This window comes from Micromonospora sp. NPDC093244, from assembly GCF_040683695.1.
GTDB lineage: Bacteria > Actinomycetota > Actinomycetes > Mycobacteriales > Micromonosporaceae > Micromonospora.
Map to the genome: position 1 here is coordinate 809,217 of NZ_JBFBEO010000001.1, position 13,798 is coordinate 823,014.

The 13,798-nt window shown below is 72.9% G+C and carries 8 protein-coding genes; 2 read left to right on the forward strand and 6 right to left on the reverse strand.

Features of this window, described 5'->3' with window-relative positions:
* Positions 1-142 precede the first annotated feature (142 nt).
* The 6 genes from AB0N27_RS03740 to AB0N27_RS03765 form a co-directional block, all read right to left on the reverse strand.
* The gene (locus tag AB0N27_RS03740) at positions 143-1,051 is read right to left on the reverse strand and encodes an amidohydrolase family protein (RefSeq protein ID WP_364362828.1); all 909 of its coding nucleotides are present in this window, start codon (positions 1,049-1,051) and stop codon (positions 143-145) included.
* Complete coding sequence (locus tag AB0N27_RS03745; protein WP_139585151.1) at positions 1,048-1,857, reverse strand: metal-dependent hydrolase; 810 nt, start codon at positions 1,855-1,857, stop codon at positions 1,048-1,050. The genes AB0N27_RS03740 and AB0N27_RS03745 overlap by 4 nt, the downstream gene beginning before the upstream one ends.
* Before the next feature lie 103 nt (positions 1,858-1,960).
* On the reverse strand, positions 1,961-3,583 hold the full coding sequence (locus AB0N27_RS03750) for a serine/threonine-protein kinase (protein WP_364362829.1): 1,623 nt from the start codon (positions 3,581-3,583) through the stop codon (positions 1,961-1,963).
* Positions 3,584-3,703: 120 nt separating this feature from the next.
* Complete coding sequence (locus AB0N27_RS03755) at positions 3,704-5,413, reverse strand: protein kinase (protein ID WP_364362830.1); 1,710 nt, start codon at positions 5,411-5,413, stop codon at positions 3,704-3,706.
* An 84-nt stretch (positions 5,414-5,497) separates the two neighbouring features.
* Positions 5,498-6,832, reverse strand: coding sequence for a glycosyltransferase family 4 protein (locus tag AB0N27_RS03760; protein ID WP_364362831.1), 1,335 nt, complete (start codon positions 6,830-6,832; stop codon positions 5,498-5,500).
* Between the two features lie 137 nt (positions 6,833-6,969).
* On the reverse strand, positions 6,970-8,913 hold the full coding sequence (locus tag AB0N27_RS03765) for an amylo-alpha-1,6-glucosidase (protein WP_364362832.1): 1,944 nt from the start codon (positions 8,911-8,913) through the stop codon (positions 6,970-6,972).
* 42 nt (positions 8,914-8,955) lie between these two features.
* Between AB0N27_RS03765 and AB0N27_RS03770 the strand changes: the two genes are divergently transcribed.
* Complete coding sequence (locus AB0N27_RS03770) at positions 8,956-11,664, forward strand: glucosidase (RefSeq protein WP_364362833.1); 2,709 nt, start codon at positions 8,956-8,958, stop codon at positions 11,662-11,664.
* A 147-nt stretch (positions 11,665-11,811) separates the two neighbouring features.
* Positions 11,812-13,647, forward strand: a complete 1,836-nt coding sequence (locus tag AB0N27_RS03775) for a BTAD domain-containing putative transcriptional regulator (RefSeq protein ID WP_364362834.1) — start codon at positions 11,812-11,814, stop codon at positions 13,645-13,647.
* The last annotated feature ends 151 nt before the right edge of the window (positions 13,648-13,798 follow it).

Sequence of the window (13,798 nt, forward strand, 5' to 3'; positions counted from 1 at the left end):
GAAGCGTTTCGACGAAGCGGTTCGACAGGACGCTAGGCCACCCGTTACGGGGACGTCAATAGCCGATGTCGAAAAGAAGTCGTAGCGCTCGCGCCCGGCGGCCCGGACAGGATCGGGGCGCAATCCCGGGGGCGCGGCGTCGTCAGCGCAGGTCGAACAGGGCCGCGGCGCTGTCCCAGCAGACCGCCCGCAGCCAGTCGTCGCCGAGGTCCAGCCGGACCAGTCCGGTCAGCTGGTCGGCGTACGGGTAGGGGATGTTGGGGAAGTCGCTGCCCAGCAGCACCTTGCCGGCCAGACCCAGCTCGCGTAGCCGGGGCAGCTCGTCGGCGGGGAACGGAACGAACCGGTCGAAGAACGGGGTGAACGCCATGGTCGTGTCCAACCGGACCCGCTCGTACGCCTCCGCCAGGTCGAGGAACGCCCGGTAGTCGGGGGCCCCGAGGTGGGCCACCACGGCGCTCAGTCGGGGGTGACGGGCGAGCAGGGCGGCGAACGGGTCCGGCCCGGTGTGGGTGGTCCCCACCGGGGCGTGCCCGGCGTGCACCACCACCGGCACCGCCGCGTCGGCAAGCAACCCCCAGACCGGATCCAGCAGCGGATCGGTCGGCGCGAACCCACCCACCTGAAGGTGCACCTTGAACACTCGGGCGCCGTCGGCGAGGGCCGCCTCGACGTACCCGACGGCGTTCGGCTCGGGGAAGAACGTGGCCGAGGCCAGGCAGCCCGGGGTGTCCCGGGCGAACTCCAGCGTCCATCGGTTGAGGTCCGCCGCCATGCCCGGCCGGTGCGCGTACGCCAGGGCGCTGAACGCCCGCACGCCGAGCCGGCGCAGGTGCGCGACCCGCTCGGCGTCGCTCCACCTGTAGCGGATCGGCCATTCGGTGCCGACCAGGGGACCGGCCGCGTCGAAGTACGCCCACACCCGGCGCAGCAGGCGCGGCGGCAGGAAGTGCACGTGCACGTCGGCGAGCCCCGGCAGCCCCAGCGCCCGCCAGATGTCAGGCACCTGTCGGTCGGCCTCGGGCGGGGACTGCTCCGCCGGTCCGGTCATATCTCGATGTTGAACCGTTGCAGCACCGAGGGCGCGATCAGGCCGGTGGTGGCGAGCACCGCCACGACGGTCAGCACGGCACGCAGCACGACCACCTCGGCCTTGCTGCCGGTACGCAGGGCGATGCTGTTCGGCAGGCCGATCATCGTCCACATGCGCCGCTTGATCGGGATGGGCCACAGGATCGGCACACCCGCTCGGGTGATCATGTCGCCGAGGATGTGCACGAAGCAGCCCACCCCCAGGGCCGTGCCGATCAGGGGATAGCCGCGCCCGCCCGGGAGGTTCGCGAAGGTGAACCAGGCAGCCCCCGCCGATGCGAGAGTGATGATCACCCAGCCGGCCCGCTCGGCCCACTCGTCGAACAACCCGCGCAGGGCCAGGCCGAACATGAAGAACAGGATGGTGATCACCGCCCACTTGCCGTACGCGGCGCACAGCGCGGTGGTGCCCCACCCGACGAGGACCGTGAACGGGAGCGTGTGGGTGAGCGTCCGGTGGCCGTTGTTGCGGCGTGGATCCTTGCTGAGTTTCGTGGCGTAGTAGACCCCGAGGGAGATCTTCTCCATCACCTCGGCGGCGAAGAGCGAGAAGACCCCGAAGGTACGGGCCACGGTGGCCCCGCCCTGGTTCCTTGTCACCTTGCCCGACATGTCGAGGTCGGGAAAGAGGGCGCCACCCGCGCAGACCGCGGTGCCCACCGCCAACGCGAGCGGTGACTGGTGGTAGTCGGCGAACTGGTCCAGCGCCCAGGACCCGGCCAGCCACACCGCCGCGCCGGACAGCGCGTGCGACGGTCCCATCATCTCGGCTCACCCTCCCCAGGGATCTTGAGCGCCCAAAACTACGCCACTGTAGTCAGCGCCGGCGCCGCAGGGGCATCACCCGGACGGTCCACAGAGGACTGTGTCAGAGAGCGGGGGTGAAGCTCTGCCGGATCATCGGCAAGTATGCCGCGTTGACCTGCCAGTCGAACTCTTTTGTCAACCACGAGACGGTGTAGGAACGATCGGCCGACGTGTTGGCCAGCAGGCGAAAACTGTGCACCTGCTCGCCCACCGCGTTCTCCCAGCCGCACTCCCACACGGCCCCGCCCTCGAAGATGTCCATCGCCGAGATGTCCACCCTGCGGTAGCCCGGCAACGCGTCGCCGCGGGTGAGCCGAGCCTCCTCGGCCTTCCAGTACGCCAGCGGGTCGTCCCGCGGCGGCCCCGCCTCGACGCTGAGCACCCGGGCCCCGTCGGCCTCGCGGAAGCAGGTCGCCGCACCCTCGTTCCAGCGCGCCCAGCCCACCGGCGCGGCGATCCGGAACCCGGTCGGGTCGTCATGCCAGGTCCAGCCCTCACGCAGCCCGTACCGCCCGTCGGCGGCCGGCGACGACGACACCACAGGAGTCGCCGTCGGGGGAGGAGGCGTCGAGCAGGCGAACGCGGCCGGCCGGGCGGTGGCCGCGCCGCCCCCGGAGCCGGACGGCGGTGTCCGCTCGGTGTCCCGGGTCGCCAGCACCGCCGTGACGCCACCCGCGATGGCCAGCGCGCTTGCCGCGCCCGCCAGGCCGATGAGCAGTCGACGCCGGCCGGCGGGCCGGCCCCTCGGCCGGGCGGTCGGCGGCGCGGGACCGCCGAGCGGGCCGAGGGGGGTCTGGGCCAGGTTCCGGCTCGCGCTGCGTACCGCCGCCACCGCCGACAAGGGGGCGGTCCCGGCGGTGGGCTCGTCCGGGTCGGCGGCTGCCCGGCGCAGCAACGGCTCCGCCTCGGCTGCGGTCAACCGCCGCCAGGGATCACGCTGCAACAGACCGGTCAGGACCGGTCGCAGCGGCCCGGCCCGACGCATCGGATCCGGTGGTTCGGTGGCCAGCGCGCTGAGCGTGGCCATCGCGCTCGACCGGGCGTACGGCGACTGCCCCTCCACTGTCGCGTACAGCGTCGCGCCCAGCGACCACAGGTCGGTACGCGGATCCGACACCCCTTCGCGGGCCCGCTCCGGTGCGACGAACTGCGGTGAGCCGAGCACAGTTCCCGGGCCGGTCATCGACCCGTCACCGCCGTCGAAGGTGGCCAGCCCGAAGTCGGTGAGCACCACCCGCCCGTCGTCGGCCACCAGCACGTTGTGCGGCTTCACGTCGCGGTGCAGCACCCCGGCGGCGTGCGCGGCCCGCAGGGCGGCGAGCACCGCCAACCCGATCCGGGCGGTACGTTGCGGGCTCAGCGGCCCCTCGGCGCCGAGGATCTGCTGCACCGAGCGGGACGGCACGTACTCCATCACGATCCAGGGGCTCTCCCGGTCGTGCACGACGTCGTAGATCCGGACCACGTTCGGGTGGTTGAGCCGGGCGGCGGTACGCGCCTCGCGCAGCGTCCGCAGCCGCACCTGCTCACGCTCGGCCTCGGCCAGCCAGGACGGCGGCACGACCTCCTTCACCGCGACGTCGCGGTGCAGCATCTCGTCGCGAGCCAGCCACACCCGACCCATTCCGCCGGTGCCGACCAGGTCGAGCAGCCGGTACCGACCCGCGATCAGCAACTGCTGCACGGTTCGCTCCCCCTCGGTGACCCCGAGTTACACGATAACCACCAAAGCGGGTTTTCTCATCCGCTGACCGGTCTCGGTCCACGCCGGACGGTGGTCGGGATCATGACCATACGGTGCAGCTCAGGGGGGTGGTCGGAAACTGTTTCGGACTGTCGTCCACTCTCTGCCGGCCCCGATCCAGTCCCTGTCGTCGGTGATCCAACCCAGCGTCCAACGGCCGGCCGTGACGGCCTGTTGCCGGGCGTGCAGCCACGCGCCGTACGGCGCCGACCAGCGGCACTCCCACTCCGCCCCACCGTCGATCACGGCGAGCCGGATCTCGTCGTACCCCGGCAAGGCCCCGGCTCCGGCCGCCGCGTCGCGTGTCGCACGCAGCCGGACCAGCGGATCGGTGCCGTCGCCCGCGGCGACGCTGAAGGCCCGGCCGGTCGCCGGGTCCTGGAAGCAGGCGACCGCGCCGTCGCGGGAGTAGTACCAGGTCGCCGGTACGGAGACCCGGAAGCCTGTGGTGTCGGCGTGCCAGACCCAGCCGGGTGGCGGCCGATGCCGTTCGCCGGGCAGCGGCGCGCCGGCCAGCACCGGCGCGCCAGTCACGTGCGGGCGGACACACTCGAACGGCGGCGGGGCTACGTCCCCCCGCCCCACCGGCGGCGGGCCGGGCCGGTCGGGGCCGCGGCCCGGGCCGCCCGGCCCGTCCGGGGGACGGCTCGACGGCGACGCCGTGGGTGGGCCGGCGGTGTCGCGGGGCTGGTCAGCGGTGACGGCCAACGCCGTGCCCACGCCGGCGGCGGCGGCCACCAACAACGCCACCGCGATCAGCGCGCCGCGCCGACGAGCCGGAGCGGCGGGGGAGACGGGGTCTGCCGGGTCGGTGCCGGACCTGTCGGGCTCGGACAGCGGGATGGTGGCCTCCTGGCCGGCGGCCGGTTCGTCGGCATCGGCGGACCAGCCGTCGGACGCCGGCTCGTCGCGGGCGGACGCCGCGCGCGGGTCGGGCCCGTCGGACGCCACAGGCGCATCGGTGTGGCCGCCCGCCGCGTTCGTGAGCAGCCGGTGGGCCGCTTCGTGGTCGAGACGCTCACTCGGGTCGCGGCTCAACAGGCCGGCGAGCACCGGTGCGAGCGGCCCGGCGTGCGGGGCCGGGTCCGGCGGTCCGGCGGCAAGCGCGCTCAGGGTGGCCATCGCGGTGCTGCGGGCGTACGGGGAGCGGCCCTCGACTGCCGCGTGCAGGGTGGCCCCGAGCGACCACAGGTCGGCGGCCACCGTGGACACCCCCTCGGCGGCCCGCTCCGGGGCGACGTACTGCGGGGAGCCGAGCACCATCCCGGGGCGGGTCATCGCGCCGTCCCCGCCGTCGAAGGTGGCCAGCCCGAAGTCGGTGAGCATCACCCGCCCGTCGTGCGCCATGAGCACGTTCTGCGGCTTGATGTCGCGGTGCAGCACCCCGGCCGTGTGCGCGGCGTGCAGCGCGCCGAGCAGCGCCAGGCCGATCTGGGCCGCCGGGGCCGGCTCCAGCGGACCCTCGGCGTCCAGGACGTCCTGCAGGGTGCGCGACGGGACGTACTCCATCACGATCCAGGGGCTGTCCTCGACCGGCACGACGTCGTACAGCCGCACCACGGCGGGGTGGACGAGCCGGGCCGCCGCCCGCGCCTCCCGTAGGGTGCGCGAGCGCAGCTCCGCCCGCTCGTGGTCGGCCAGCCAGCTCGGCGGCACGACCTCCTTGACCGCGACCTCGCGGTGCAGCATCTCGTCGCGGGCCCGCCACACCCGACCCATGCCCCCGCGACCGACCAGGTCGAGCAGCCGGTACCGACCAGCGATCAGCACCTGCGCACGCTCCTCCCCAGCCGCTGTCCGGGCTACACCCTAACCAGCGGATCGGAAGTCACCTATAGGTCATCTGACGTAACCTCAGCAGGCGGCGTGGTCGACGGCGGCGAGCAGATTTCCCTCCGGAATGGCGATCCGGGTACGTCCGCCGGCCAGCCGGGCGGCGGCACGCCGGGCCTGGAGAGGGCCGTGCTCCCGGCGGGCGCCGGCGTAGCTGGCGGCGGTGCGCGCCGCGATCGTGGCCCAGCCGTACCGTTGGCCGACCATGGTGCGGGCCCGGCGGGCCACCCGACGGGCGAAGATCTCGTCGCCGAGGAGCTGACCGACCGCACCGGCGAGCGCGTCCGGGTCGCTGTGCGGGAACGTCACACCCGTCACGCCGGGCTCGACGATCTCGGCGAGGCCGCCCGTGCGGGCCACGGCCAGGGGCGCGCCGGCCGCCGCCGCCTCCAGCGCCACCATGCCGAACGGCTCGTAGAGGCTGGGCACCACCGTCGCGTCGGTGGCGCCGAGCACGGCGGGCAGTTGGGTGGCGTCGAGGAAACCGGTGAAGCGGACCGTCGAGTTGAGCGCCAGGCGGCGGGCCTGCGCCTCCAGTTCGGCGCGGTACGGGCCGTCGCCCGCGATCACCACCCGCAGCCCGGGATGCTCCTCGCGCAGCCGGGGCACCGCGTGCACGAGGTGCTGGACGCCCTTCTCGTAGACCAGCCGCCCGGCGTACCCCACCAGCGGGCCGCTGCCGGCGAACCGGGCGCGGGCCGAGGCGACCGCGCGCGGACGTGCCCGCCAGGCGCGGTCGTCGACGCCGTTGGGCACCACGTCGACAAGCGCGGCCGGCAGGTCGAACAGGGTGGTGACCTGATCGCGCATGTACCCCGAGCAGGTGATCACGCGGGTGGACGAGCCGCTGAGCCAGTGTTCGACGCCGTGGATGGTGCGGTTCATCTCCTCGGGCAGCCAGCCCTGGTGCCGCCCCGCCTCGGTGGCGTGGATGGTGGTGACCAGGGGCAGGTCGAGGTGCTCGGCGAGGGTGACGGCGGTGTGGGCGACGAGCCAGTCGTGGGCGTGGATGACGTCGTACGTGCCGGCTTCGGTGGCGCGCAGGGCGGTGCGGGTGAGGGTGTGGTTGAAGGCCATCGTCCAGGCCAGTAGGGAGCTGGTGGCCAGGGGGAAGGTGACCGGGTCCTCGGGGGCGCGCAGGATGCGGACGCCGTCGGCGTACTCCTCCAGGGGTGCGCCGTCGGTGTGGCGGGTGACGACGGTGACCTCGTGGCCGGCGGCGGCGAGGGCCACGGAGAGGGCGTGCACGTGGCGGCCGAGACCGCCGACGAGCACCGGCGGGTACTCCCAGGACAGCATCAGCACCCGCAGGTGCCGGGCGGGGTGGATGTCGATCACGTGGGCGTCGGGTGACATGCGGCCCCCTTTGAGTTGTCCCCGGGCGCGCGCCGACCGACACCGGAGTCGGTGTCGCCGTCGCGTCTGGATCGGGGCCAATCCTGCCGAAGCCGAGATAACCAGCGGCGACACCGCCGTTGCGGTCGTGTAAAGCGCTACTGGCCCTTTCGGCGCACCCGCAGCAGCTCGGCCACCGACCATGCCTGGAAGGGGCAACCGGTAGCGGAGTGCGGCGCGAGGCCGTCGGCCGTTTCGCTTACCGAGCCTAACCCATATTCGGTCAGATGGGCCTCAATGCCGATGAATACGTCATCGACCGACATCTTGCTCCGGCGGCACGCGTCCACGTACGGGCCGAGCAGCCACGGCCACACCGTGCCCTGGTGGTAACCGCCGTCCCGCTCGGCGGGACCGCCCCGGTGCCGGCCCACGAACTCCGGCGAATCCGGGGCGAGACTGCGCGGCCCGAGCGGGGTGAGCAGCCCCGCCGCCACCCGCCGCAGTGTCTGCTCGTCGGGCTCCAGCGGCGCGAACGGTAACGACCACGCGAGCAGCTGGTTCGGGCGCAACGCGTCGTCGTCGTGCAGGGCCGCGCCCCCCAGCGGGTACGCCGGCGCGGGCGCGTCCAGCACGTCGTGCAGCCAGCCGGTCGGGGCGGGAAAGCGGTCCCGGAACGAGGCCACCGCCTGCCCGTGCCGCCGCCACAGCTCGGCCGCGTCCTGCCCGGCCAGCTCGGTCAACTCGGCGAGCCCGGCCAGCCCGTTGATCCACAGTGCGTTGACCTCTACGGGCTTGCCGGTACGCGGGGTGACCGGCACGCCGTAGACCCGGGCGTCCATCCAGGTCAGGGCCGTGCCCGGGGCACCCTGGGCGAGCAGCCCGTCGGCCGGGTCGACGGCGATCCCGTAGCGCGTGCCGGCCACGTGGGCGTCGACGACAGTCCGCAGCGCGGGCAGCAGCTCGTCACCGAGGTCGGTGTCGCCGGTGACCGTCACGTGCCGGCTCACGGCGTGCAGGAACCACAGCGTGCCGTCGACCGTGTTGTACTCCACCCGCCCGGTGTCGGCCGTGTTGGCCAGCATCCCCTCGGAGAGCGTCGCCGCGTACGACCGCAGCAGCTCCCGACCCTCGTCGGCGCGGTTCGTGCAGAGGAACAACCCCTCGTACGAGATCATCGTGTCCCGCGACCAGGCGCCGAACCACGGATACCCGGCCACCACGTCGACCGTTCCGCCACCGGGCCGCACCACGAACGCGTCGGCGGCCAGCGCCAGGGTCGCGTCGACCGGGTCGGTGGGCTGGGCCGTCGCTACCACCTGCCGGTTACGCCGCCGGGCCGTGGCCACGATCTCCGTGGCGCCCGGGGGTTCCTCGTCGAGCCGACCCGCCCAGGCGCGTACCGACACCGTGTCGCCGGGGCGTTCCAGGTCACCGGTGAAGCGTCCCGCGTACCAGAGGTCCTCGTCCGGGTGCAGACCCCGGCGGGCCTCCTCGCGGTGGTGCACACCCAGCCACCACTGCCCCTCGGGCGCCCAGCCCGGGCCGGCCAGCCGGTACGCGCCCTCGACCACCGCCCCGTCGGCCACCGCCTCGACCCGCGGGGTCGGGCCGTCGGCGCGCCGTTCGCCGTGCGCGTCCCGCCAGGTGCAGGCGGCGGACAGCTCCAGCCGGACCGGCCCACCGGCGATCAGCCGGTGCACCACCGCCACGCAGGACCGACCCGGCAGCATGGCCAGCTCGCGTTCGATCACCACGGCGCCGATCCGCCACCGCCACCGGGGCAGCCCGTCGACCAGGTCGAAGCGTTCCAGCAGCTCGAACCCGCGTGGATCGACGACGCCGGAGGACCACTCGTGCGCGCCGAGCCGCACCCTTGCGCCGGACGGCAGGGTGACCGCCGGGTCCAGGCTCACGAGTCCCACCTGGCGGGACGCGGGGGTTTCGCCGGGCACCACCAGCAGGCCGTGGTAGCGACGGGTGCGCAGCCCGGCGACGGTGCCCATGGCGTACCCGCCGACACCGTCGGGCACCAGCCATTCCCGGCTCGCCGCGCTGCCCAGATCGCCGCAGACCTGCGGGCCGAACCGAATGTCGATCAACTTTCCTCCACCGGCGGCGGGGTGTAACACGCCACGACGAGAATGGCCGCTGTGGTCAAGTACCGCGGCGGCGTCAAAGATGTGCACGTGATCACTGACCGATCGTCCTCCGACGCCTCGCCACCCGACGCTGAGCGGCTCCGGCTCGCCCAGGCCGACTCGGGTGAGCAGGACTGGCGCGCATGGGGTCCCTATCTGTCCGAACGGGCGTGGGGGACGGTACGGGAGGACTACAGCGAGCACGGTACGGCCTGGGACTACTTCCCACACGACCATGCGCGGTCCAGAGCCTACCGGTGGAACGAAGACGGGATGGCGGGCGTCTGCGACGAACGGCAGACATTCGCGTTCGCCCTCGCGCTCTGGAACGGCAAGGACCCGATCCTCAAGGAGCGGATGTTCGGCCTCGGTGGCGACGGCGGCAACCACGGGGAGGACGTGAAGGAGTACTGGTGGTACCTCGACAGCACCCCCACCCACTCGTGGATGCGCTGGCGCTACCACTACCCGCAGGCCGCCTTCCCGTACGACGAACTCGTCGCGGTGAACGCGCTGCGCGGCCGGGACGACACCGAGTACGAGCTGGTGGACACCGGGATCTTCGACGACGACAGGTACTGGGCGGTGACTGTCGACTACGCCAAGGCGTCCCCTACCGACCTGTGCATGGTGATCACCGTGGCGAACCGGGGGGACCGGGCGGCCACCCTGCACGTGCTGCCCACCCTGTGGTTCCGCAACACCTGGTCCTGGGGCCTGCCCGGCGGGGACCGGATTCCCCGGCTGGCCGGCGAGGGCGCCCGGCTGGTCGGTGATCACCGGGTGCTCGGCCAGCTGCTGCTGGAGGGCGACGGTGACCCGGTGCCGCTGCTCTGCGACAACGACACAAACGCCGAACGGCTCTGGGGGCTGCCCGGCCGGTCGCCGTACCCGAAGGACGGCATCAACGACCACGTGGTCAACGGCGCGGCCACTGTCAACCCGGCCCGGGAGGGCACCAAGGGCGCACTGCACTACGTGCTCGACGTGCCGGCCGGTGGGCAGCGGCAGATCCGGTTGCGGCTGACCCGTACCGGGTCCCCGCCGGCCGCCGCCCCGCCGCCCCGGGCCGACCTCGGCGCGGGGTTCGAGGCCGTGGTGTGGGCCCGACGGGCCGAGGCGAACCGCTTCTTCGCCGGGGTGATCCCGCCGGCCGCCAAGCCCGACGAGGCGCTTGTCGCCAGGCAGGCGATCGCCGGGCTGATGTGGGGCAAGCAGTTCTACCACTTCGACGTCAAACGCTGGCTGGAGGGCGACCCGGGCTCGTCGCCCCCGCCGGCCGGTCGCCGGCACGGGCGCAACAGCGCCTGGTGGCACATGACCAGCTTCGACGTGATCTCCATGCCCGACCCGTGGGAGTACCCCTGGTACGCGGCCTGGGACCTGGCCTTCCACTGCGTCAGCATCGCCCGCGTCGACCCGGGCTTCGCCAAGGACCAGCTGCTGCTCCTGCTGCGCGAGTGGTACCTGCACCCCAACGGGCAGATCCCCGCGTACGAGTGGGCGTTCGGCGACGTGAACCCGCCGGTGCACGCCTGGGCGGCGCTGAAGGTGTTCGAGATCGACGGCGGTCGGGACTTCGAGTTCCTGGGCCGGGTGATGCACAAGCTGCTGCTCAACTTCACCTGGTGGGTCAACCGCAAGGACACCGGTGGCAACAACGTGTTCGAGGGCGGCTTCCTCGGGCTGGACAACGTCGGCCCGTTCGACCGTTCGGCGGCGCTGCCGGTGGCAGGTGTGCTGGAGCAGTCCGACGGCACCGGCTGGATGGCCATGTACGCGCTCAACCTGCTGGACATGGCGATCGTCCTGGCCGAACACGACCGGACCTGGGTGGACACCGCCACCAAGTTCTTCGAGCACTTCGCGTACATCGCCGCCGCCGCGTACGAGCAGGGGCTCTGGGACGACGAGGACGCCTTCTTCTACGACGTGCTGCGCCTCGCCGACGGCACGAAGGTGCCGCTGAAGGTCCGCTCGGTGGTCGGGCTGCTGCCGCTGGCCGCCACCACCCGGCTCACCGCGAAGACCCTGCACCGCCTACCGGAACTCGGGGCCCGGCTGCGCTGGTTCCTCACCAACCGCCCCGAGTACGCCCAGGTGATCGGCACCCGCCGGCTCGGCCCCGACGGGCGCCAGCAGCGGCTGCTGTCCATGGTCGGCCCGGAGCAGGTGGTCCGGCTGCTCGCCCGGATGCTCGACTCCGACGAGTTCCTCTCCGAGTTCGGCCTGCGTACGCTGTCCCGCGCCCACCTGGACAAGCCGTTCTCGGTCACCCTCGGCGGGCAGGAGTTCTCCGTCGGGTACGAGCCGGCCGAGTCGACGAGCGGCCTGTTCGGCGGCAACTCCAACTGGCGCGGCCCGATCTGGATGCCGACGAACTTCCTGCTGATCAGCGCGTTGCGCGACTACGCGGCGTTCTTCGGCGACGACCTCCAGGTGGAGTATCCGACCCGCTCTGGTGTGAAGCGCACCTTGGACGAGATCGCCGACGACCTGTCCGCCCGACTGATCTCGCTGTTCACGCAGGACGACTGGGGGCGGCGGCCGATCTACGGCGCGTGCCGTATCTTCCAGACCCATCCGGACTGGCGGGACCTGGTGGCCTTCCCCGAGTACTTTCACGGTGACAACGGGGCCGGGCTGGGCGCCTGGCACCAGACGGGTTGGACGGCACTGGTCGCCGACCTGATCCTCACCCTGCGCCGCTGAAAGCGCTCGCGATCGCGCCCTCGTTACGTGGACACACCGCTCGAGAGCATTGATATTCGTCACGCTCGTGACAGCCGTTCCCCTGTTGTTACGTGCGTGACCTCCACCTAGCCTGAGCCCGCTCAAGTTCAACGGGGGAGCGGCGCGATGCAACTACAGATCAGGCTTTTGGGCACTGTGGAGCTGTGTGTCGACGGTCAGACCGTCACACCCGGCGCGGCAAAGCGGCGAGCGGTCCTCGCCGGCCTGGCCATCGAAGCGAACCATGTCGTCTCGCTGTTCCGACTGGCGGAGATGGTCTGGCCGGAAACCCCGCCGACGTCCGCCGTGGCGAATCTGCGGACCCACGCCGCCGCGCTGCGCCGTGCGCTGGGGGACCGCCTGGTCGCCCGGCCCAACGCGTACGAGCTGCGGCTGGCGCCGGGCGAGCTGGACGTCGCCGAGTTCCAGCGGCTGGCCGGGGAGGGGCGTGCCCTGGCCGCCGTCGAGCCCGCCGACGCCATCGCCACGTTCAGTGCCGCCCTGGCCTGCTGGCGCGGCCCCGCCGGTGACGGTCTGCCCCGGGGTACCGCGCTGGACAACCGGTGGACCACCCTTGACGAACAGCGGCTCCAGGTGTTCGAGGAGTTGGCCGAAGCGCGGCTGGCCGCCGGGCAGCACGGTCACCTGCTGCCCGAACTGCGGGGACACCTCGCCACTCATCCCCTGCGGGAGCGGGCCTGGGGGCAGCTGATGCTGTCGCTCTACCGCTGTGGGGACGTGCCTGCCGCACTCACCGTCTTCCGGCACGCCCGCGCGACCCTGCACGAGCAACTCGGTATCGAACCCGGCGAGGAGCTGGTCGGCCTGCACCGTGCGATGCTCGACCGGGCGCCGGAGCTGGCGTACGTCCCGGTGGCCGTGCCGACCGTCCTGGCGCCATCCGCGCCGACACAAGCCGCCCCCGGGTGGGCGGTGCCCCGCGAACTTCCCGCCACTCCGGCGACGTTCGTGGGCCGTGCCCGGGAGACGGCCGAGGTCGTGGCCGCGCTCACTGCCGCGACGCCGGCCGCCGTGGTCGTCGCGGGCGCGGCGGGCAGCGGCAAGACCGCGCTTGCGGTACGCGCGGCGCACACCGTCGCCTGTGACTTCCCGGACGGGCAGGTCTTCGTCGACCTCGGCTACGACACCGCGATGACTCCGGGCGAGGTGCTGGCCCGGGTGTTGCGCGCGCTCGGCGTCGCCCCGGCCGAGGTACCGGCCAACACCGACGAGCGGGCCGGCTGGTTCCGCTCCCTCGTGGCGAGGCGGCGGTTGCTGCTGGTCGTCGACGGGGTCACCCGGGCGGCCCAGGTGCGACCGCTGCTGCCAGCCGGCCCCGGTCCGGCCCTCATCGTCGTCGGTCAGCGGCACCTCGGCAGCCTGGACGGCGTACGCCGGGTGACGCTGCACCCGCTCGACGGGGTTCCGGCGCGCGACCTGCTGGCCGCGTTCGCGGGTCCGGAGCGGCTGGTCGCCGACCCGGCGGCCACCGTGGAGCTGGCACGGCTCTGCGCCGGGTCGGTCCTGGCGCTGCGGATCGCGGGCAGTCGCCTGGCCGGGTATCCGGCAATGCCGGTGGCCGGTCTGGTCACGCAGTTGCGCGACGGGTCGGACCGGTTGGACCTGCTGGCCTATGAGGATCTTTCGGTGCGGGCGAGCCTCGCCGCCGGTGTGGCGGCGGTCCGGTCCGATGACGAGCTGGCCGGGCGGCTCCTCGAACTGCTCGCCACCCAGCCGGACCACCCGGCCCTGCTGGACTGGGCCGCGGCGCAGCTCGGGGTCTCCATCCAGCGGTTGCACCGGGCCCTGGAGGGCCTGGTCGACGCGTACCTCGTTCATCGCGCCGCCGGTCGCTACACACTGCCCGCACTGGTCCGCGACTACGCCGCCGAACTGGCGCTGCCGCCCACGCCGACGGGCCCACTGGGCAACCGACGGGTGCATCCGCCAGCGGCGGCATGACCCGGGCGGTGCCACTGATCGTGCTCCACGGAGGCGTCGCCGCGAAGTATGCGCGCGGTATGCGGCCGGCGGGCCAGTGCGTTCGCGCTGCTCCACGGTGGGTGGCACGGCAAACCGTGAAGGTATCTGGGAGATAGCCGGCTGAGTATTC

Bases quoted from the DNA above. Each gene is read 5' to 3' on its own strand.
- AB0N27_RS03740 (WP_364362828.1), bottom strand. From the start codon at position 1,051: ATGACCGGACCGGCGGAGCAGTCCCCGCCCGAGGCCGACCGACAGGTG.
- AB0N27_RS03770 (WP_364362833.1), top strand. From the start codon at position 8,956: ATGGCCGCTGTGGTCAAGTACCGCGGCGGCGTCAAAGATGTGCACGTG.
- AB0N27_RS03760 (WP_364362831.1), bottom strand. From the start codon at position 6,832: ATGTCACCCGACGCCCACGTGATCGACATCCACCCCGCCCGGCACCTG.
- AB0N27_RS03745 (WP_139585151.1), bottom strand. From the start codon at position 1,857: ATGATGGGACCGTCGCACGCGCTGTCCGGCGCGGCGGTGTGGCTGGCC.
- AB0N27_RS03775 (WP_364362834.1), top strand. From the start codon at position 11,812: ATGCAACTACAGATCAGGCTTTTGGGCACTGTGGAGCTGTGTGTCGAC.